We start from the raw sequence: 21,574 nt of genomic DNA, 5'->3' as shown, positions 1-21,574 counted from the left end.
TGATGAAGAAACTCAAGGTTCTTGTGGTTGATGATTCGGCCTTCATGAGGAGAGTTTTGAAGGATATCCTGCAAAGAGATGTAAGAATTGAAGTGGTTGCCACAGCGAGAAATGGTGTAGAGGGGTTGGAGAAGGCGGAAGAGTTTCAGCCCGATGTCATAACCTTGGATATCGAGATGCCGGTGATGGACGGTTTAGAGATGCTCGCTGTCATCATGTCCGACTTCCGCATTCCTGTTGTCGTCGTCTCCACTTTCACCCAGGAACATGTGGCAAGGACCATTCACGCTATGACCAGCGGGACGGTCGACTTCATTGAGAAGCCTTCCGGGCCGATTTCCCTGGATATGAAAAAAGTCGGCCGACAAGTGATTGATAAAGTAATAGCAGCAAGTCATGCGAGACCAGAGGTTCATTTCAAGAGAGGCTGGGTGGAAAATCCAAAAGGTGAACGAACTGGTGTGGTCACAAACACGTCTGAAGTGAAACAGATCTTGACGGTCGGGACTTCAACAGGAGGACCGAGAGCCCTGCAAACGGTGTTATCCAGACTGCCGGAGGATTTGAATTCACCGGTAGTAATCGTCCAGCACATGCCAGAGAAGTTTACGAAGTCTTTGGCAGACCGCCTGAACGAATGTTCCGCTCTTCATGTCAAACAGGCAGAACAATATGAACCTCTTTTAAATGGTACCGCTTATATTGCCCCTGGAGGCAGGCACATGAGTGTCATCGAAAGGGAAGGCACACTTTTGATTGAACTGGATGACTCCGAATCGATCGGAGGTCACCGCCCTTCCGTGAACCGCTTATTGAACTCTTTGGCTTCCTTCCCATCCATCCCGGTCCTGTCCATCATTTTGACGGGGATGGGAGCGGATGGTACGGATGGGATGATCGAACTCAAAAAAAAGCATCCTTCCGTCTATTGTATAGCTGAAGACAAAAAAACCTGTGTTGTTTACGGGATGCCTAAAGCGGTTGTTCGGTCAGGACTTGCTGATGAAGTACTGCCAATCACTTCAATGCCTGAACGGATCATAAATCATCTAAAGGAGCAGAGGAGGGAGCTTGGCGGAAAATGAATCAATATTTAGATCTTTTTATAGAAGAAAGCAAAGAAAATTTACAAGCCATCAACGACCAGCTTCTGGCCTTAGAAAAAAATCCTCAGGACATGACGATAGTTAATGAAATCTTCCGGTCCGCACACACACTTAAAGGGATGGCTGCCACCATGGAGTACCATGACCTGGCTGATTTGACTCATCAAATGGAAAACGTTTTGGACGCAGTTAGAAATGAGAAGCTCACTATAGATGAAGAGATGATCGACATCGTTTTTAATGCGGTCGATGATCTGGAAGCTATGATTATGGATATTGAAAGTGGTGGGTCCGGCCAACGCAATGTGGAGAGTGTGGTTTCTGTGCTTCAGGCCGTGGAAAAAGGCGAATCTGTTCAAAGTGAAGAACCATCACAAAAGGCGTCCACCGCTTCAAAGTCTTTATCGCTGACCATCGATGAATACACTGAAGCGGTGTTGAATCAGTCTGGAGAACAAGGCCTTTTGAATTTAAAGGTTGAAGTAGAGCTGAGAAGCGATTGTCTTCTGAAAGCTGCCCGCGTTTTCATGGTGTTTGAAGCTTTACAGCAGCTGGGGGAAGTCGTTCAATCCGCTCCGCAGGTTGAGCGTCTGGAAAATGAGGAATTCGAAAATCATTTTATCGTTTTATTGATCTCAGATGCAGATAAAGAAACCGTTCAGAAGGAAGTCGGAAAGATATCCGAAATTGAGCGTGTAAACGTAACAGAGTTTAGTGTAGAGGGGATTAAACAAGTGAAGGATGAGCCTTCCCAAGAAGAGATACCCACCCCCTCTACCAAAACCAGCGAAGAAGCGACGAAGAAGGGTGAAACAACAAGTAAAACGATCCGCGTTCCAATCGATCGGTTAGATCGATTGATGAATCTCTTTGAAGAGTTTGTGATCGATCGAGGAAAACTGGAAGACCTCTCTTCTACATTGAACGATGACGCTTTGAAAGAAACGGTGGAACATATCGGGAGAATATCCAGTGACCTGCAGGATGTCGTTTTAAAAATGCGAATGGTTCCGGTTGAACAGGTATTCAACCGTTTCCCTCGAATGATCCGTCAACTGGCCAAAGATTTGGAAAAAGAAGTCCAGCTGACCATTACAGGAGCAGAGACAGAACTGGACAGGACCGTCATCGATGAAATCGGAGATCCTCTTGTCCATTTGATCCGGAATGCACTCGATCACGGAATTGAAAAACCGGATAGGCGAAAAGCGAAAGGGAAGCCCTCTGCCGGTCAGATCGAAATGAAAGCTTATCACAGCGGAAATCATGTTTTTATAGAAATATCAGATGACGGAGCAGGAATAAGCCGGGAGAAAGTGATTGAAAAAGCCGTTGAAAAAAATGTCATTTCTGAAAATGAAGCTCAGACCATGACGGATGAGCAAGTGTACGGATTGATAATGGAAAGTGGATTTTCCACTGCAGATGAGCTATCTGATGTATCCGGCCGTGGGGTAGGTATGGATGTAGTCAAAAGTAAAATTCAATCCCTTGGTGGGCATATCAAAGTAGAATCACAACTAGACCAAGGCAGTGTTTTCACGATCCAACTGCCGCTGACATTGTCGATCCTGTCTGTCATGCTGGTCCGAGTCCGGAGTGAGCGCTATGGGATCCCTATCTCTGCAATTGTCGAGACGACCAGGATCAATGAAGATGAAGTCATCTATACGCATAACACCCCGGTCATCGATTACAGAGGGGTAATCATTCCGCTGATTTTTTTGGGAGAGGTTTTTAAAATACCAGGTAATGCCACTGAAAAAATGACATATTCGCTGCTGATTATTAAAGCGGGAGACAGGAAGGCTGCACTTGTGGTCGATGCATTCGAAGGACAGCAGGAAGTGGTTCTGAAATCGATGGGAACTTATCTGTCTGAGCCCTTTGCGATATCAGGAGCAACCATCCTCGGTGATGGACAGGTAGCTTTGATCATAGATACCCATGCTTTGATTGGTGAATGAGAGGAGGAAGAAATTTGATAGAAGAGGGCAAGAATTATTCCAAATTTGTCGTTTTTTTATTGAAGGATGAAGAATATATGGTTTCGGTCCATCAAGTGAATTCTATTGAGCGGATGATGCCTTTTACAAGAGTTCCCGGGGTAGACTCTTTCATCAAAGGGGTTGTCAATTTAAGAGGCAAAGTAACCCCTGTCGTCGACTTGAGAGAACGCTTTAATATGAAAGCGGAGGACTACAGGAATGAAACACGTATTCTGATGATCACCATCGGCGATGTCGATGTAGGTCTCATCGTAGATGCTGCCTATGATGTCATTGATATCAGTGACGAAGATATGCAGCCTCCTCCGAAAGTGATCGGGGACTTACCGACAGAGTTTATAGAAAGTGTCGCTAAATTAGAAGAAAGACTCTTGATCCAGCTGAATCTGAAAAAAGTCTTATCCGTCGAAGAAGTTCAGGAATTAGAACGGATCGAGCAGAAGAACATATGAATCTTCTTTCAAACGAAAAGAACTTTGTCCATGTGAGGATGGGGGAGTCCCTCGTCGTTGACAATTCAATACAGGTACAGATCACAGGCTTAGGGTCCTGCATCGGCCTTGTAATCTATGATGAGCAAAAACCGATCACCGGCGTAGCTCACATTATGCTGCCGTTCTCTCCAGGTATGCACGTGCATAAGGAGAAGCGGAGCAAATATGCAGATACAGCCTTACTTGATTTAGTCCATGATATGAAAAGAAAAGGGGCCTCTGTTCATCGTTTGAAAGCCAAAATCGCCGGAGGAGCCCAGATGTACCCTCTTAGAACCGCATCCGAAGACATGCGGATCGGTCACCGGAATATCAGGGCTGTAAAGGAAGCGTTGAAAAGGTATTCCATTCCCCTGATCAGTGAAGATGTAGGGGGAGCATCAGGAAGAACCATACGATTCGATCCTACAACAAAGTTTCTACATATTAAAAAAGTCCATGAAGGAGCATTTTTTATATGATGGCAGGAACTCTTTATTGGAATCTATACATGGCGGTTACAGGTTTTTTAGTCACCTTCCTGGTATCTTTATCCTCGAACCTTTGGCAGACATCGGTCATCCGGGGAGCTGTGAGTTTTTTCTTATTCTTTCTGATCGGGTTTATCCTCAGGTGGATTTGGTGGTATATACTCATAAAACAAGAGGATTCCAAAGAAGCGGAAGAATCCCCGGAAGTAGAGCCTGGGAAACAGAAAATGGCTGAAGATACCGCAAAAGAAACTTCAAAGGTGATCAAATCTCTATTAGGTGAAGATAACAATCAATGATTCTATGAAACTTATAAGGACGGAGGAGGATATTGATGGCAAACTGTTTATCTCCTCACGAACAAAAATTATGGGATGAATGGACGAATAAGCGTGATGGAGAGTCTGCGAATGAATTGGTGCATATGTATGAGTATTTAGTGAATTATCATGTGCAGAGGATTTCTGCACATTTACCTAGAAGTGTTAGTAAAGACGATGTAAGAAGTCTTGGGATGTATGGATTGTATGATGCCTTGAAAAAGTTTGACACGGAACGCGACCTTAAATTCGATACATATGCCTCATTCCGAATCAGAGGTTCCATTATTGATGGGTTGAGGAAAGAGGACTGGCTTCCACGGTCAGTGAGGGATAAAACGAAAAAAATCGAACAAGTGGCAGAGGCATTAGAACAGAAATATCTTCGACCTGCGACTTCCAAGGAAATCGCCAAAGAATTGGACTTGACACCGGAAGAAGTGGAAGAAACCGTCAAAGATTCCCTGTATGCGAATGTCCTTTCCATGGAAGAGAAACCGAAAGATTCAGGCGATGAACATAAAGAGGGAATCGGTTATTCCATTCCCGATCATCAGACGATGTCACCTTCTGATTCCGTCATAAAAACGGAAAACTTGAATGAATTGGCTGATCAGATCCAGGCACTGAATGAAAAAGAACAGATGGTCATCACTCTTTTTTACCATGAGGAACTGACGCTCACAGAAATAGGCCAGGTCATGGAGCTGACGACATCAAGAATTTCTCAAATTCATGCAAAAGCGATTTTCAAACTGAAAGATGCCCTGAAAGACATCGTTTACTCTCAATGATAAGGGGGATACACCATGGAAAATCCCAAAAAATTCCTCGTGTCCATATCTCATGATAAAATGGAAGGAAAAATCAATAAAACTTCGCATTTCGATAACAATGTGACCACAGAAGAAGTAATGGATGCATTAAAAGAAAAGGGGATCGTTTTTGGTATCTTGAATGAAAAGGTAGAGCAATTGGTGAACTCCCCGGATACATTCACGTTCCCTTCTGTCATCGCTTCAGGTGAAAAAGCAGTAAGCGGTGTAGACGGGAGTGTGGAATTCGAAAAAGAATATCATCCGAAGATTGATAACCATGATAAAGTAAATTTTCGGGACGTACTTTCAATTCCGTCCGTCGTAGAAAATGAAAAAATTGCAAGACTGCACCCGCCGACGGATGGAAAGCCCGGAAAGAATGTATTAGGGCAGGTGATCGAGCCTTTAAAAGGAAAGATGCCTAAAGTCCGGGCAGGTAAAAATACTATCTATAATGAAACAGACCGTTGTTTTTACGCTCAAGTAGATGGCAGACTGCATACAGATGAACGTTTCATTCGTGTTCAGCCTGTTTTCCAGGTTCATGGGGACTTGGATATGAAAGTCGGCAACGTCGATTTCATCGGTTCGGTAGTCATCAATGGAGATGTTCCCACGGGCTATCGCGTAAAAGCGAAAGGGGATATTACGGTTAATGGAACTGTTGAAGGAGCCCATTTAGATGCAAATGGCTCCATTTTTATAACCGAGGGAATATCAGGCCTTGGAAGAGCGAATGTCAATGCTGCTCTGGATGTTAGGACGGGATATATCAATCAGGCGCATGTCACGGCCGGACAAGACCTATTTGTGGAAAACTCGATTACTCACAGCCACTGCCACGCTGAGGAGCGTGTATTCTGCCAGAGAGGGAATATCATCGGGGGGAGTATTCGGGCAGGATTCAATATAGAGGCGAAAGAGATCGGTAATTCTATGAATGTCGCTACGAGTATTCATATTGAAAATGTCTTCATTGCAGAAGAGAAAAAATCAGCTCTCATTAAAGACCTTGAAACAAAGAATAATGAAATGAAGAAGCTTGTGACGATTCGTGATAAAATAAAAGAAATCAAGAAAGTGCAAGGGAAGCTGCAGGGAGATCAACAGCTGACCTTCGTAAGAATTGTAAGTTCAATAGAAAAGTTGAACAAAGATATCACTTCCATCCAAGAAGAATTGAAATCTGTGAATGCCACCAAAGGCGATAATCAAAATTGCTTTATTAAAGCCAACCATCGCTTGTTTGGAAATGTCCAATTATCCTTCGGTAAAGAAAGTCGAAGGATTCACCGTGAATACAAGTATGCTCTTGCTGTTTTAGAAGAAGGTAGAATCGTCATCAAACCGAATCATACATAAGAGAGGGCGTGTAGGAATGAGTTGGAAATCTGTTGAACTGCAAGTCGCCTTGCCACGAGTACTGGACGCAGCCAAACTTCAGGAACAGATCGCCCAACGAAACCCTACAATGCAGCAGATGATCAGCCAGGAACAGAGAAAAACAGATGAGAAGAAGCGGCAAACCGTAAATGAACAGGACAATGTGGAGGATAGAAGATTAGGAGAAGAGTCCAGTAACCTCCCTTATGTACGAAACAATGGAAAGAAAAAGGAAGAACAAAGCTTGGAACATCCTTTTTTAGGGAAAAAGATTGATTACAGTGGGTGATTGAATTTAAATGACGATTTTTTTATTGGTACTTAGTTTTATCATTGATGGGGTACTGATCATCGGACTTTTTACGTTGATGACCAAAATCAAAAAGACAGAAGAATTAGAGTTGAGACAAAATGAAGTAGCGCGTGAAATTGAGGATTTATTCACTTCCTATTTGACCGAAATCAAAGAGGAAAATCAGAAGATGAGTGAAATGCTCAAGGCTGATTCACAGCCTGAACACCGTTCCTATTCTTTTACAGCGCATTCCAGGAGCTCAGGTCTTGAAGCGGAGGGGTATACACCCCCGTCTATCCCAAGGAGAACAAGAGATGTTCAGGAAGAGTATGTTCCGCCGGTTTCGAATAGATCCAGGGATGTTCAGGAAGAATATGTCCCGCCGACTTCAAATAGGCCCAGGGACGTTCAGGAAGAATACACTCCGCCGACTCCAAAGAGACCCAGGAATATTCAAGGGGAATCCCCTGCGTCGGAATACTCCCCACCGGAACCAGAACAAATGGGTGGATACCAACCTTCGATCCAGTCGCAGATCATGGATATGAAAAACAGGGGATATTCTATAGATGAAATCGCAAAAAAATTGGACCGGGGTAAAACAGAGGTGGAACTTCTATTAAAATTCCACCAAAAAAATCTCTGAACACCTTGATAGAAGGATGGGGTTGTGGTATATTTACTGTCGGTGTCAATACACACGCCTTCGGATTTTTCTACAGGTTGCTCTTGGACAAGAGTTTGTAGAAAGAGATGAACGAGGCGGAGGATACTAAAAAAACCAAACAGGAGGAACTATCATGTCAGTTATTTCTATGAAACAGCTACTAGAAGCTGGTGTTCATTTCGGACACCAAACCCGTCGCTGGAACCCGAAGATGAAAAAATACATCTTCACGGAGCGTAACGGAATTTACATCATCGACCTGCAAAAAACAGTTAAAAAGGTGGATGAAGCGTTCAACTACGTAAGAGAGGTAGCCGAAAACGGCGGAAACATCCTTTTCGTAGGAACGAAGAAACAAGCACAAGATACAGTACGTGACGAAGCAACTCGTTGCGGCATGTACTACATCAACCAGCGTTGGTTGGGTGGAACATTGACTAACTTTGACACAATCCGTAAGCGTATCAACCGTCTTAAAGACATTGAGCGCATGGAAGAAGACGGTACGTTCGATGTACTTCCTAAAAAAGAAGTCATGGACCTGCTTAAGCAGAAAGATCGTCTTGAGAAATTCCTAGGCGGTATTAAAGAAATGAAGGGTCTACCAGATGCAATGTTCGTCATCGACCCTCGTAAAGAGCGTATCGCTATTGCTGAAGCTCATAAACTAAACATCCCTGTCGTAGGAATCGTCGACACAAACTGTGATCCAGATGAAATCGACTATGTGATCCCAGCGAACGACGACGCAATCCGCGCGGTTAAATTGCTTACTTCCAAGATGGCAGACGCTGTTCTTGAAGCGAAGCAAGGGGAAGAAACTGAAACAACTGAAGAAGCAGAAGTAGAAACAGCTGCTGAGTAAGAGTGTTCAAAGGTGATAAGGGGGTATACCTTTTATCACCTTTTTTAAAAGAAAAAGGACATGATCGTCCAGAATCATTCGTTTATTTATTAAGGAGGCTTTCAAATGGCTGTAACTGCTAAAATGGTAAAAGAACTTCGTGAAAAAACTGGTGCTGGAATGATGGATTGTAAAAAAGCACTAACTGAAACTGACGGCGACATGGAAAAGGCTGTCGATTGGCTTCGTGAAAAAGGAATCTCCAAAGCTGCTAAAAAAGCAGACCGTATTGCTGCTGAAGGTTCTGCAGCAATCAAAGTTTCCGGAAACACAGCTGTGCTTTTCGAAGTGAACTGTGAAACAGACTTCGTAACGAAGAACGATCAGTTCAAACAACTGCTTGAAGACCTAGGTCAGCACCTGCTTTCTCAAAAGCCTGCAACTGTCGAAGAAGCTCTTCAACAGAAGCTGCACGGTGAGGGAGAAGTTCTTAACGACTACATCACTGAGAGAGTCGCTAAGATCGGTGAAAAGATTTCTCTACGTCGTTTCGTAATCAAAGAGAAAACTGATAACGACGCATTCGGTGCTTACCTTCACATGGGTGGTAACATCGGTGTCCTTACAGTTCTTGAAGGATCTACAGACGAGCAGGCGGCTAAAGACGTTGCTATGCACGTAGCAGCTGTCAACCCTCGTTACCTATCTCAAGATCAAATCTCTGAAGAAGAAGTGAACAGCGAGCGTGAAATGCTTAAAACACAAGCATTGAACGAAGGAAAGCCTGAAAATATCGTTGAAAAAATGGTAGAAGGCCGTCTGAACAAGTTCTTCCAAGAGATCTGCCTGCTTGAACAGGACTTCGTTAAAGATCCTGACCAAAAAGTGAAGAAATTCGTTGAATCTACTGGTGGTAAGATCACTGGTTTCGACCGTTTCGAAGTTGGCGAAGGCATGGAAAAACGCGAAGAAAACTTTGCTGATGAAGTCATGAGCCAAGTTAAAAAATAATGATGTTTTGGAATAGGGGACACCTTCAGCGTGTTCCCTATTTTCAAAAATGATGCTACATACAGCACAAATTCACCAAGAAGAAATGAAAAACACGGGAGGTTACTATGACTACTGCTCGCTATCGTCGTATTGTACTAAAACTAAGTGGAGAGGCTTTGAGTGGGGAAGCTGGTTACGGCCTTGAACCAAGCATCATCCAATCCGTCTCACGTCAGGTAAAAGAAGTGGCCGAACTCGGTGTGGAAGTCGCCGTAGTCGTCGGAGGCGGCAATATTTGGCGCGGAAAAGTCGGAGCTGAAATGGGAATGGACCGGGCGAATGCCGATTACATGGGTATGCTGGCTACAGTGATGAACTCACTTGCTCTCCAAGATAGTTTAGAAAACTTGGGTATTCCAACCCGTGTGCAGACTTCTATTGAAATGAGGCAGGTCGCAGAGCCTTATATCCGCAGAAAAGCGATCCGTCATCTTGAGAAAAAACGCGTCGTGATCTTTGCTGCAGGAACTGGGAATCCATACTTCTCCACAGATACAACGGCTGCACTACGTGCTGCTGAAGTGGAGGCTGATGTCATCTTGATGGCGAAGAACAATGTAGATGGTGTTTATACGGATGATCCGAAAATCAATCAAGACGCCAAGAAATACGATCAGCTCTCTTACATGGACGTATTGAACGAAGGACTTGGAGTCATGGATTCCACTGCTTCTTCCTTATGTATGGACAACGACATCGATTTACTGGTATTCTCTATAACTGAAGAAGGTAATATCAAAAAAGCCGTAATGGGCGAAAATATAGGAACAATTGTAAGGGGGAAATAATCATGTCAGATGCCGTGATTAATGAAACGAAACAACAAATGGAGCAAGCAGTCCAAGCTTTCTCTCGTCAGCTTGCTACAGTAAGAGCAGGCCGTGCTAAACCGAACATTTTGGATAATGTCTATGTGGATTACTATGGTGCTGCTACGCCATTGAACCAACTGGCTCAGGTTTCTGCACCAGAACCTCGTCTGCTTGTCATCACACCGTATGACAAGTCTGCGATCGCTGAAATTGAAAAAGCCATTCAAAAAGCGGATCTTGGCTTATCACCTTCCAGTGATGGAAATATTGTGCGTATCAACATTCCTGCCTTGACAGAAGAGCGTCGTAAAGACTTGTCTAAAGTCGTCGGCCGCTATGCTGAAGAAGCGAAAGTGCAGGTTCGTAACATCCGTCGTGAATCCAACGACCGTCTGAAGAAGCTTGAGAAAGACGGAGAATTGACTGAAGACGAACTACGCTCTTATCAGGACGACGTCCAAAAAGCGACAGATCAGCATGTCGACAAAATCGACAAGCTTGCGAAAACCAAGGAAGAAGAAATCATGGAAGTATAATTCGATATGCCATAAGGTGTATAAAGCCGCGCTGTAGATGTTTGGCAGCGCGGTTTTTATTTTGCAGCTGACCTTCCTTCCGAACAACATTTCCTCGCTATACCTTTCACGAAAGGGGAGGCATGGTGTAGGATAATAGTATATAATAGAAAGATGGAACAAACGCACTGGAGGATTAAACATGCCAATCAAGTTTCCATTTACTAAAAATAAAAAACAACCCGTTCCTCAAACGGTGGGTCTTGATTATAATCAGCTTCCGGAACACGTAGCGATCATCATGGATGGGAATGGAAGGTGGGCCAAAAACCGAGGAATGCCACGGATTGCCGGCCATAAAGAAGGAATGAATGTGGTGAAGAAAATCGTCAGCCACGCCTCTGGTATCGGCGTCAAAGTGCTGACTCTCTATGCCTTCTCCACTGAAAACTGGAAGCGTCCAAAGAATGAAGTCGAGTTCTTAATGAAGCTCCCTGTGGACTTTTTAAATACATATTTGCCTGAACTCATTGAAAAAAATGTTCAAGTCAGAACCATTGGGGATTTCGATGTCCTTCCTCCCCACACACAGAAAGCTGTCGATGAAGCGATTGAGCGAACGAAGCACAACGACGGCCTGATCTTGAACTTTGCACTGAATTACGGAAGTCGGTTCGAAATGGTCAATGCAGTGAAGCAAATAGCAGCGAAAGTTGAGGATGGGGAGCTTACTTCGTGTGATATTACAGAGGATCTCTTCTCCTCCCAATTGTACACATCAGACTTGATCGAACCAGACTTGTTGATTCGGACGAGCGGGGAGCAGCGGTTGAGCAATTTCCTGCTCTGGCAGCTCGCTTACGCAGAGTTTTGGTTTACTGAAGTATATTGGCCGGACTTCGATGAAAGTCATTTTGAAAAAGCATTATATGATTATCAAAACCGTAAACGCCGATATGGCGGGGTATAAGGGTGGAAAGTTATGAAGCAAAGAACGATCACAGCCGTAGTAGCGGCACTGATATTCTTACCGATCGTCATTTTCGGAGGCTGGGTATTTCAGCTCTTCGTCTATGTGATTGCAAGTATCGCACTGCTTGAGCTGATCCGTATGAAAAAAATCTCCCGATACTCGGTCGCTTCCGGGTTAGGGTTATTATTGATGTGGGCACTCATGTTCCCTTACAAACATTTGATGAAGTTTGATATCGATATTACAGAACTGATAACAAAATCCGAAATTACACTGCTTGCGGTCCTGGTCCTGTTGAGTTATACCGTACTCGTAAAAAACCGTTTCACATTCGATGATGCCGGTTTTTTACTCATATCCGTCATCTACATCGGAATGGGATTCAATTATTTGATCGAAACGAGAGATGGGGGCCTGGAATATTTATTCTTTGCCTTATTCGTCGTCTGGGCGACGGATACAGGAGCCTATCTATTCGGACGTGCCTTTGGTAAAAACAAACTATGGCCGCAAATCAGTCCTAAAAAAACGATTGAAGGATCTGTCGGCGGGATCGTGCTCGCGTGTATCACCGCTGTGATCTTCCAACTGGTCGCCCCTCTTGATCATTCAATGCTGATTGTTCTTGTGGTAACGGTTCTTATTTCAATCGCAGGCCAGATTGGAGACCTTGTTGAATCAGCGTTCAAAAGGCATTACGCCGTCAAAGACTCGGGAAAGATTCTCCCGGGTCACGGGGGAGTTTTAGATCGATTTGACAGTTTGATCTTCATTTTACCGATCCTTCATCTAATCAACTTTATTTAATACTATGCTCTGATGACCATCTCCCAGAGATACAATGAGGGAGGGTCATAGCCATCCTGAAAGGAGAAGGGATCATGAAACAAATTGCATTACTCGGGGCGACAGGATCGATCGGCGTTCAAACACTGGATGTGATTCGTCTGCACCCTGATGAATTTTCCGTATATGCCCTTGCTTTCGGGCGGAATATTGAAAAGGCTTTACCTTTGATCCAAGAGTTTCAACCGAAGATGATCGTCGTTCAAGACGAAGAAACGAAAGAAAAACTATCGAAACAAATCGATCACGATCTCATTCTGAGCGGACGTGGAGGACTGGTAGAAGCAAGTGTCGCTGATCCGGTCGATGTCGTGGTCAACGCTGTCATGGGTAGTATCGGCCTTCCTGCTACATTGAAAGCGATCCAGGCGAAGAAAATCATCGCTATCGCCAATAAAGAAACGTTAGTCACGGCAGGCCATCTCGTCATGTCAGAAGCGAAGAAATATGGTGTGGAACTGCTTCCGGTCGATAGTGAGCACTCTGCGATTTATCAGTCACTGAACGGGGAAAAGAAAAGTGACATCCACAAATTGATCATCACCGCTTCGGGAGGAAGTTTCCGTGACAAAACGAGAGAAGAACTTGTCGGTGTGACGGTTAAAGATGCACTGAATCACCCAAACTGGAGTATGGGTGCAAAGATCACCATCGACTCTGCTTCCATGATGAATAAAGGGTTGGAAGTCATCGAAGCTCACTGGCTTTTTGATGTACCCTATGACCGGATTCATGTTATTCTTCATAGAGAAAGTGTCATCCATTCGATGGTTGAATACGTCGATCGGAGTGTCATGGCACAGCTTGGAACTCCGGATATGAAAGTACCTATCCAATATGCATTGACCTACCCGGACCGGCTGGATCTGCCGATGACCAAACAGCTTGATCTTGAAGAAATCGCCACAATACATTTTGAAAAAATGGATATGGAGCGTTTCCCGTGTCTGCGTATGGCCTATGAAGCTGGACGGGCCGGTGGTTCCATGACCACTGTATTGAACGCAGCAAATGAAGAAGCAGTTCAGTTGTTCCTGGAAGGGAAAATATCTTTCCTGGATATTGAAAAAAGGATTGAACAAGCTTTGGAAAATCACGATCGGATTCATAACCCGGACTTGTCTACCATACTTTCTATTGATGAGGAAACAAGAAATCGTGTCCGTTTCCATTTAAATTAAAGACAATGTTCCATGACGTCAGAAGGAGGCGGTGGAAATGGAGAGGCTCCTGCGGTAAAAGCGGGAGAGCTCCCGCAGTAAAACGTGGAGGCTTACCTGTGATATCAGCAAGTGCACCATCTTCTCCGGCTCCTTGATTTTTTACCTTTATGAAAGCAACAGTTGAGATTAACAGAGCTAAACTAAAAGGAAGGTGCTTCAATTGACTACAGTGATTGCATTTATACTCATGTTCGGTTTACTCGTCTTTGTGCATGAGTGGGGGCATCTCATTTTTGCAAAACGGGCCGGTATGCTTGCTCGTGAGTTCGCCATCGGTTTCGGACCGAAGATCTTTGCATTTACAAAAAATGAAACGTTGTACACGATTCGTCTGCTGCCGATCGGCGGTTATGTGAGAGTCGCAGGAGAAGACCCTGAACTGGTTGAGTTGAAAGCCGGTCATCACGTCGGTTTGGAATTCAACGCAGACGGTAAAGTGAGCAAAATCATCGTCAACAATAAATCGAAGCATCCTCATGCCCGGGTCATTGAAGTTGAGAGAGCAGATCTGGATCACCGTCTTGTCATCGAAGGTTATGAAATTGATGAAGATGAAAAATTGTTTTTTGAAGTCGATCCAAAAGCGATGTTCGTCATGGACGAAAAAGAAACTCAAATCGCTCCTTATGACCGTCAGTTTTCATCGAAGACGGTACCACAGCGTGCGATGCAGTTATTTGCAGGCCCATTGATGAACTTCGTATTGGCGATCGTCCTTTTCATGATTTTAGGATTCATTCAAGGTGTTCCTTCGGATGAAGCGGAATTAGGAAAAATCCAAGCCGATTCTCCAGCCGAGAAAGCCGGTTTGATGGCAGGCGACCGGATCGTAGCCATCGATGGAGAACCCGTCTCCACATGGGAAGAGTTTACGTTCATCGTCCGGGAACACCCGGATAAGGAAATTTCCCTGACTGTAGAAAGGGAAGGACAGAACGAAAACATCCAGGTGACCCCGGCAGCCATCGAAAGCCAGGATCAAACGATCGGCCAGGTTGGTGTAGCCCGCGCATTTGAAGATTCCTTCGTCAAAAAACTGACCTTTGGATTCACACAGACGTATGAATGGTCTGCACTGATACTGACCAACTTAGGAAAGCTTGTCACAGGACAATTTTCTCTTGATATGCTTTCAGGTCCTGTAGGCATTTACGACGCTACGGATCAGGTTGTCCGGACCGGATTCACCAACTTCATGATGTGGACGGCCATTTTAAGTATCAACTTAGGTATCGTCAACTTGCTTCCATTGCCAGCCCTTGATGGGGGACGTCTTTTATTTGTAGGACTTGAAGGCGTGCGAGGCAAACCGATCGATCCACAAAAAGAAGGGATCGTCCACTTCATCGGTTTCGCATTACTGATGCTGTTGATGCTCGTCGTCACTTGGAATGACATCCAACGACTATTTTTGTAAAATGAAGAGCTGGAAGCCATTTGAGACGACAGCTCTCCTTAGGCTTCCAGCTTGTTTAAAATGATCAATCAGCTTCAGCGCCCGGACAATGATTCATAAGCAAAACCATCGTGTGGCTGAAAAGCCGCATCGTGGTTTTGCTTATGCTGTTCCTGTCTCACAAGGGCGCTTATGCTTTTCAATTCAAAGAATAGAGGTGCGAGTACATGAGACAAAGTACAATGCTAATTCCAACACTGAAAGAAAACCCAGCCGATGCTGAGATTAAAAGTCATCAGCTTCTCGTACGTGCGGGATACATACGCCAAATCGCTTCAGGAATCTACAGCTTCCTGCCGATCGGCCGCCGGGTATTGAAGAAGGTCGAAGATATCGTCCGTGAAGAAATGGAGAAGATCGGAGCGCATGAAATGATCATGCCTGCTTTGGAGCCATCTGAACTATGGAAAGAGACAGGCCGTTGGACGACGTTCGGTTCTGAATTGATGCGGATCAACGATCGTCATCAGCGCGAGTTTGCACTTGGAGCGACTCATGAAGAAGTGATTACCAGCTTAGTCAGGAATGAAGTGAAAAGTTACAAACAGCTTCCATTGACGGTTTTCCAAATTCAAAATAAATTCCGGGATGAAGCGCGTCCTCGCTTCGGGCTTTTGAGAGGCCGTGAATTCTTGATGAAGGATGCTTATTCTTTCAATGATTCTTATGGGAGCCTCGATGAAACCTATGACAAAATGTTCGAGGCCTACTCCAACGTATTCAGACGCTGCGGCTTGAATTTCCGTGCCGTCATCGCGGACTCTGGAGCGATGGGTGGTAAAGACACCCATGAATTCATGGTGCTTTCTGAAGTCGGAGAAGACGTCATCGCTTATTCAGATACGTCCCGCTATGCAGCTAACATTGAAATGGCTCCGGTTGTAAAGACGTACGAAAAGTCCACGGAACAACCTAAAGAAAAAGAAAAAGTGGCGACACCGGGGCAAAAAACAATGAAGGATGTCGCTGATTATCTTGGACATGATCTGGCCAAAGGTCTTAAATCACTGCTATTCCAGGTGGATGAACGTTTCGTCATGGTTGTGACGCGTGGAGATCATGAAGTGAATGATGTGAAAGTAAAGAACGTTTATGACGCAGACATGGTTGAACTGGCAAGTGAAGAAGATACAAAACGCTTACTTGGTACCGGCTTCGGTTCTCTTGGACCGATCGACGTACCAGAAGAAGTCGATGTCATCGCTGACTTTGCTGTCGAATCCTTAGTCAACGTTTCCTGTGGAGCGAATGAGGAAGGGTATCACTTTACCAATGTCACACCAGGTAACGATTTTGAAGTGACGCAGTATGCAGACCTCCGCTTTATCGAAGAAGGCGATCCGAGTCCGGACGGGGAAGGTGTCATCAAATTTGCTCGTGGAATCGAAGTCGGACACGTCTTCAAACTTGGAGAGTTTTACTCAGAGCGTATGAATGCGACCTTCCTGAACGATCAAGGGAAAGCGAAGACGATGATCATGGGTTCTTATGGAATCGGCGTATCCCGAACGCTTGCGGCAATCGTAGAGCAGTATCACGATGACCGTGGAATCACCTGGCCGAAAAATATCGCCCCTTATCAAGTACACTTACTTTCTATGAATCCTAAAAAAGAAGATCAAAAGCAATTGGCGGATGAGATTTATGAGACATTACTGGACGCTGGAATTGAAGTTCTATATGACGACCGTAAAGAACGTGCCGGTGTCAAATTCGCTGACAGCGACTTGTTCGGTGTCCCTGTCCGCATCACGGTAGGCAAGAAAGCTTCTGAAGGGATTGTAGAAGTCAAAGAACGGTCGACAGGTGAACAAGATGAGTTGAATCAATCAGAAATCGTCGATTATATAAAAAATTGGTATACATCCTGAAATAAGTCCCGAATGGATACCCTTGCTGGTTAACTAGGAGCAAGGGTATACTCATGAGCGGAATTGAAACAGGGGAAACGGGAGGAGGAATCACATTGGGTGTCAGCAATCAGGAAAAAATGCATTATTTATTGGAGCAAATCCAATTCCCACATGATCTGATTGAACCTCATTTCAAAGAAAGTACAATGAAAAAATTGGTGGTCTATCGTGAAAAGAAGGAGTGGCACTTCCATTTTTGGATGCCGAAGCCTCTGCCACCCTCCGTCTATGAGTTATTTTCTGCAAAGCTCAAAAGCACGTTCCGTTCCATTGCAGAAGTGCACTGGACGATAGAAACGGAGAACAAAGAAGTCGATGCTCAGGATATCATCGAATACTGGCAGGGCTTCATCAAAACGATGACCAATTTGACTCCGAGCTACAAAGATCTATTGATGGAGCAGAAACCTGAAGTTACCGGAAATAAGATTATGTTAACTTGTAGAAACTTAGCTGAGAGTCATGCGGTCAAGAAAAAGCTGGAACAGCCACTGCAGAACTTTTGTCTAAGCTGCGGACTTCCTCCATTGATGCTTTCGACAGAAGTGAAGGAAGAGCAGGAACAAATCAAGAAGTTCCAGGAAGAACGTCAGAAAGAAGATAAAATTCTCGTCCAGCAAGCTGTGAAAGAGCAGGAAGAACGTGCCAAAGATAAAGGCGATGACAAGCCGAAAGGTCCGGTGGAAATCGGTTATAAGATCCAAGAGGATGCAGAACCGATGGAAAACATCCAGGAAGAAGAACGCCGGAAAATCGTCCAAGGTTACGTTTTTGATGTCGAAGTGAAAGAACTGCGCTCTGGCAGGCACTTGCTGCTGCTTAAAGCGACCGATTACACGGATTCCTTCTCCATCAAGATGTTTTCCCGCGGAGACGATCATGCAGAGATGTTCAAACAAATTCAAAAAGGGATGTGGATCAAAGCACGTGGAACGATCCAGACCGATAACTTCACTCATGAACTGACGATGATGGCGAATGATATCAATGAATTCAAACCGAATCTCAGAAAAGATGATGCTCCTGAAGGGGAGAAGCGGATCGAGCTGCATGCCCATACCACAATGAGTCAAATGGATGCACCCGTTGCCCCTTCACGTCTGATAAGTAAAGCCGCGGAGTGGGGACATGAGGCCATCGCCATTACGGACCACGCTGTCGTGCAGGCGTATCCTGAAGCACATTCAGCCGGTGAAAAAAACGGAATCCAAATCATATACGGCATGGAAGCCAACCTTGTCGATGATGGCGTACCCATCGCTTATGAAGAACAGGATCGTGACCTCGAATCCGACACGTACGTCGTGTTTGACGTTGAGACAACCGGACTTTCAGCAGTTTATGACAAGATCATTGAGCTTGCAGCCGTCAAGGTTCAGGGCGGCGAAATCATCGACCGCTTCGAATCGTTTGCCAATCCTCACCAGCCACTTTCCCAGACGACTGTGGACTTGACCGGAATTACGGATGACATGGTGAGGGATGCACCGGAAATCGAAGATGTGTTGAAAGACTTCCATAAATGGATGGAAAACGATATTCTCGTTGCCCACAACGCCAGTTTCGATATGGGTTTCTTGAACGCCGGGTTTCAGGCCATCGATTATGAAAAGTCGAAAAACCCAGTCATCGATACACTGGAACTCGCACGTCTGCTTGTACCCGAATTGAAAAACCACCGTTTGAACACCCTTTGTAAGAAGTTCGATATCGAACTTACCCAGCACCACCGGGCGATTTATGACGCTGAAGCGACCGGTTATCTTCTTTGGAAATTGTTGAAGAAGGCGATTGAACGCGGAATCACCAATCACAAGAATTTGAATGATTACATGGGAGAAGGGAAAGCGTATCAACGTTCACGACCTTCCCACTGTACATTGCTTGCGACGAACAGTACGGGGTTGAAAAACATGTACCGTCTTGTGTCGGAATCGCATGTGAATTACTTTTACCGGGTTCCCCGGATCCCACGCTCCCGCCTTTCCAAGCTTCGAGAAGGCATTCTGGTCGGAAGCGGCTGTGACAAGGGCGAAGTGTTCGAGACGATGATGCAGAAATCAGAAGAAGAAGCTGAAAAAACGGCGGACTTTTACGATTATATTGAAATACAGCCCCCGGGCAACTATAAGCACTTGATTGAAAAAGACCTGGTCCAGAATGAAGCACAGATTTATGATATTCTGAAACGACTTGTGGCGATGGGAGAGCGTTTAGGAAAGACGGTGGTGGCTACAGGGAACGCCCACTACGTGGATCCCCATGAACGTCAATACCGCCAGATTTTGATTTCCTCTCAAAACGGAAATCCTTTGAATCGCCAGACGCTGCCTGACGTCCATTTCAAGACGACGAATGAAATGATCGAAGAATTGAGTTTCCTGGGGAAAGAAAAGGCGAAAGAGTTGGTCGTGACGAACACCCATGAGATCAAATCCCGCATCGGCGAAGTCACACCTGTCAAAGAAGATCTTTTCACTCCGAATATCGAAGGAGCCGACCAGGAGATTCGTGAGATGAGTTACAGGAAAGCAGAAAGCATCTATGGTGCTCCGCTTCCTGAACTTGTAGAAAAACGTTTGGAGAAAGAGCTGGCCAGTATCATCGGACACGGTTTCGCCGTCATTTATCTGATTTCACAAAAACTCGTGACCAAGTCACTGGAAGACGGCTATCTTGTAGGTTCCCGTGGTTCTGTCGGTTCATCTTTCGTTGCGACGATGACGGACATTACAGAGGTGAACCCGCTGCCGCCACATTACGTGTGTCCTTCCTGTCAGTACCACGAGTTTTTCAATGACGGCTCCGTCGGTAGTGGTTTTGATCTTCCGGAAAAAGCCTGTCCGAAATGCGAGACGCCGATGAAAAAAGATGGTCAGGACATTCCTTTCGAAACCTTCCTTGGTTTCAAAGGGGATAAGGTTCCCGATATCGATTTGAACTTCTCAGGGGAATACCAGCCTCGTGCCCACAATTACACGAAAGAACTGTTCGGTGAAGATAACGTCTTCCGTGCGGGTACGATCGGTACGATTGCTGAGAAGACCGCTTATGGATATGTAAAAGGATATGCTGGTGACCACCAGATCCAATATAAAAACGCAGAAGTCGACCGTCTCGTACAAGGTTGTACGGGCGTCAAGCGGACGACTGGTCAGCACCCGGGTGGTATCATCGTAGTGCCGGATGATATGGAGATCTTCGACTTTTCTCCTATTCAATTCCCGGCAGATGATACGAAGTCAGAGTGGCGGACGACTCACTTTGATTTCCATTCCATCCATGATAACTTACTGAAGCTCGATATCCTCGGACACGATGATCCGACGATGATCCGTATGCTTCAGGATTTGAGCGGAATCGACCAAAAAGAAATACCGGTCGATGACCCGGAAGTCATGAAGATTTTCAGTGGTCCTGAAGCTTTAGGAGTGACAGCAGACCAAATTTTGTGTAAAACCGGAACACTCGGGGTCCCTGAGTTCGGTACACGATTCGTAAGGCAGATGCTTGAGGATACCAAACCGAGTACATTCGCTGAACTTGTCATCATTTCCGGCCTGTCCCACGGGACTGACGTATGGCTCGGAAACGCGGATCAGCTGATCAATGACGGCATATGTACACTCCCCGAAGTAATCGGGTGTCGTGATGACATCATGGTCTATCTGCTTCATAAAGGTCTTGAACCTTCCCTTGCCTTCAAAATCATGGAATTCGTCCGTAAAGGGCGTGGCCTGCAGGATGAATGGATCGAGGAAATGAAGAAGCACGGCGTCCCGGACTGGTACATTGATTCTTGTAAAAAAATCAAGTACATGTTCCCGAAAGCACACGCGGCAGCCTATGTACTGATGGCTGTTAGAATCGCTTACTTCAAAGTACATTATCCGATCTATTTCTATGCCGCATACTTTACGGTACGTGCAAGCGACTTTGAACTGGATACGATGGTCAAAGGCGCAGATGCCATCCGAAAGCGTATTGAGGAAATACAGGCCAAGGGACTCGACGCCACACCAAAAGAGAAGAACTTGATGACTGTGCTTGAGCTCTCTCTGGAAATGTGTCAACGAGGCTATGGATTCAAAAACGTGGACCTTTACCGGTCGAGCGCTACGAACTTCATCGTAGATGGAAACGAACTGATTCCTCCATTCAACGCGGTCGACGGCCTCGGAACGAATGCCGCCATCAACATCGTGAATGCAAGGGAAGAAGGGGAATTCCTCTCGAAGCAGGACTTACGTGAACGAAGCCGGATCTCGAAGACAGTGCTTGAATATCTGGATGACTTCGGCTGTCTCGAAGGCATGCCGGATGAAAACCAACTTTCCCTTTTCTGATCATAGATACAACCTGACAAGCTAAAAAAGA

General features: G+C 45.2%; 19 protein-coding genes. All 19 read left to right on the top strand.

Features of this window, described 5'->3' with window-relative positions:
• Positions 1-2: 2 nt before the first annotated feature.
• Positions 3-1,085, top strand: coding sequence for a protein-glutamate methylesterase/protein-glutamine glutaminase (locus LCL89_RS04505; protein WP_224808041.1), 1,083 nt, complete (start codon positions 3-5; stop codon positions 1,083-1,085).
• The gene (locus LCL89_RS04500) at positions 1,082-3,073 is read left to right on the top strand and encodes a chemotaxis protein CheA (RefSeq protein ID WP_224808039.1); all 1,992 of its coding nucleotides are present in this window, start codon (positions 1,082-1,084) and stop codon (positions 3,071-3,073) included. Before LCL89_RS04505 ends, LCL89_RS04500 begins: the two co-directional genes overlap by 4 nt.
• Positions 3,074-3,087: 14 nt before the next feature.
• Complete coding sequence (locus LCL89_RS04495) at positions 3,088-3,567, top strand: chemotaxis protein CheW (protein WP_404813398.1); 480 nt, start codon at positions 3,088-3,090, stop codon at positions 3,565-3,567.
• Positions 3,564-4,070, top strand: coding sequence for a chemotaxis protein CheD (locus tag LCL89_RS04490; RefSeq protein WP_224808035.1), 507 nt, complete (start codon positions 3,564-3,566; stop codon positions 4,068-4,070). The genes LCL89_RS04495 and LCL89_RS04490 overlap by 4 nt, the downstream gene beginning before the upstream one ends.
• Entirely contained in the window at positions 4,067-4,378 is a 312-nt protein-coding gene (locus LCL89_RS04485; RefSeq protein ID WP_224808033.1) for a hypothetical protein, read from the top strand. Before LCL89_RS04490 ends, LCL89_RS04485 begins: the two co-directional genes overlap by 4 nt.
• Positions 4,379-4,413: 35 nt before the next feature.
• The gene (locus LCL89_RS04480) at positions 4,414-5,193 is read left to right on the top strand and encodes a FliA/WhiG family RNA polymerase sigma factor (protein ID WP_224808031.1); all 780 of its coding nucleotides are present in this window, start codon (positions 4,414-4,416) and stop codon (positions 5,191-5,193) included.
• Between the two features lie 15 nt (positions 5,194-5,208).
• Positions 5,209-6,579, top strand: a complete 1,371-nt coding sequence (locus LCL89_RS04475; RefSeq protein WP_224808029.1) for a DUF342 domain-containing protein — start codon at positions 5,209-5,211, stop codon at positions 6,577-6,579.
• 16 nt (positions 6,580-6,595) lie between these two features.
• Positions 6,596-6,889: a hypothetical protein gene (locus LCL89_RS04470; protein WP_224808027.1), complete on the top strand. Its 294-nt coding sequence runs from the start codon at positions 6,596-6,598 to the stop codon at positions 6,887-6,889.
• A 10-nt stretch (positions 6,890-6,899) separates the two neighbouring features.
• Entirely contained in the window at positions 6,900-7,541 is a 642-nt protein-coding gene (locus tag LCL89_RS04465; protein WP_224808025.1) for a hypothetical protein, read from the top strand.
• 154 nt (positions 7,542-7,695) lie between these two features.
• Complete coding sequence (rpsB, locus tag LCL89_RS04460) at positions 7,696-8,427, top strand: 30S ribosomal protein S2 (RefSeq protein ID WP_197315922.1); 732 nt, start codon at positions 7,696-7,698, stop codon at positions 8,425-8,427.
• A gap of 105 nt (positions 8,428-8,532) precedes the next feature.
• Complete coding sequence (gene tsf / locus LCL89_RS04455; protein ID WP_224808023.1) at positions 8,533-9,417, top strand: translation elongation factor Ts; 885 nt, start codon at positions 8,533-8,535, stop codon at positions 9,415-9,417.
• 107 nt (positions 9,418-9,524) lie between these two features.
• Entirely contained in the window at positions 9,525-10,247 is a 723-nt protein-coding gene (gene pyrH / locus LCL89_RS04450; RefSeq protein WP_197315924.1) for a UMP kinase, read from the top strand.
• A gap of 2 nt (positions 10,248-10,249) precedes the next feature.
• Complete coding sequence (frr, locus tag LCL89_RS04445) at positions 10,250-10,807, top strand: ribosome recycling factor (RefSeq protein WP_197315925.1); 558 nt, start codon at positions 10,250-10,252, stop codon at positions 10,805-10,807.
• Between the two features lie 181 nt (positions 10,808-10,988).
• Entirely contained in the window at positions 10,989-11,756 is a 768-nt protein-coding gene (locus tag LCL89_RS04440) for an isoprenyl transferase (protein WP_224808021.1), read from the top strand.
• 12 nt (positions 11,757-11,768) lie between these two features.
• Entirely contained in the window at positions 11,769-12,566 is a 798-nt protein-coding gene (locus LCL89_RS04435; protein WP_197315927.1) for a phosphatidate cytidylyltransferase, read from the top strand.
• Positions 12,567-12,640: 74 nt separating this feature from the next.
• The gene (gene dxr / locus LCL89_RS04430) at positions 12,641-13,786 is read left to right on the top strand and encodes a 1-deoxy-D-xylulose-5-phosphate reductoisomerase (RefSeq protein ID WP_224808018.1); all 1,146 of its coding nucleotides are present in this window, start codon (positions 12,641-12,643) and stop codon (positions 13,784-13,786) included.
• A 202-nt stretch (positions 13,787-13,988) separates the two neighbouring features.
• Complete coding sequence (rseP, locus tag LCL89_RS04425; protein ID WP_224808016.1) at positions 13,989-15,245, top strand: RIP metalloprotease RseP; 1,257 nt, start codon at positions 13,989-13,991, stop codon at positions 15,243-15,245.
• A gap of 206 nt (positions 15,246-15,451) precedes the next feature.
• Positions 15,452-17,155 (top strand): proline--tRNA ligase, encoded by a 1,704-nt coding sequence (locus tag LCL89_RS04420; RefSeq protein ID WP_224808008.1) that lies wholly within the window; start codon positions 15,452-15,454, stop codon positions 17,153-17,155.
• A gap of 95 nt (positions 17,156-17,250) precedes the next feature.
• The gene (locus tag LCL89_RS04415) at positions 17,251-21,543 is read left to right on the top strand and encodes a PolC-type DNA polymerase III (RefSeq protein ID WP_224809578.1); all 4,293 of its coding nucleotides are present in this window, start codon (positions 17,251-17,253) and stop codon (positions 21,541-21,543) included.
• Positions 21,544-21,574: the final 31 nt, after the last annotated feature.

The sequence above is a fragment of the Halobacillus yeomjeoni genome, from assembly GCF_020171525.1.
Classification (GTDB): Bacteria; Bacillota; Bacilli; order Bacillales; family Halobacillaceae; genus Halobacillus; species Halobacillus yeomjeoni.
Note: the sequence above shows the minus strand (reverse complement) of the source record. Positions and strands in the feature narration are given on the sequence as shown.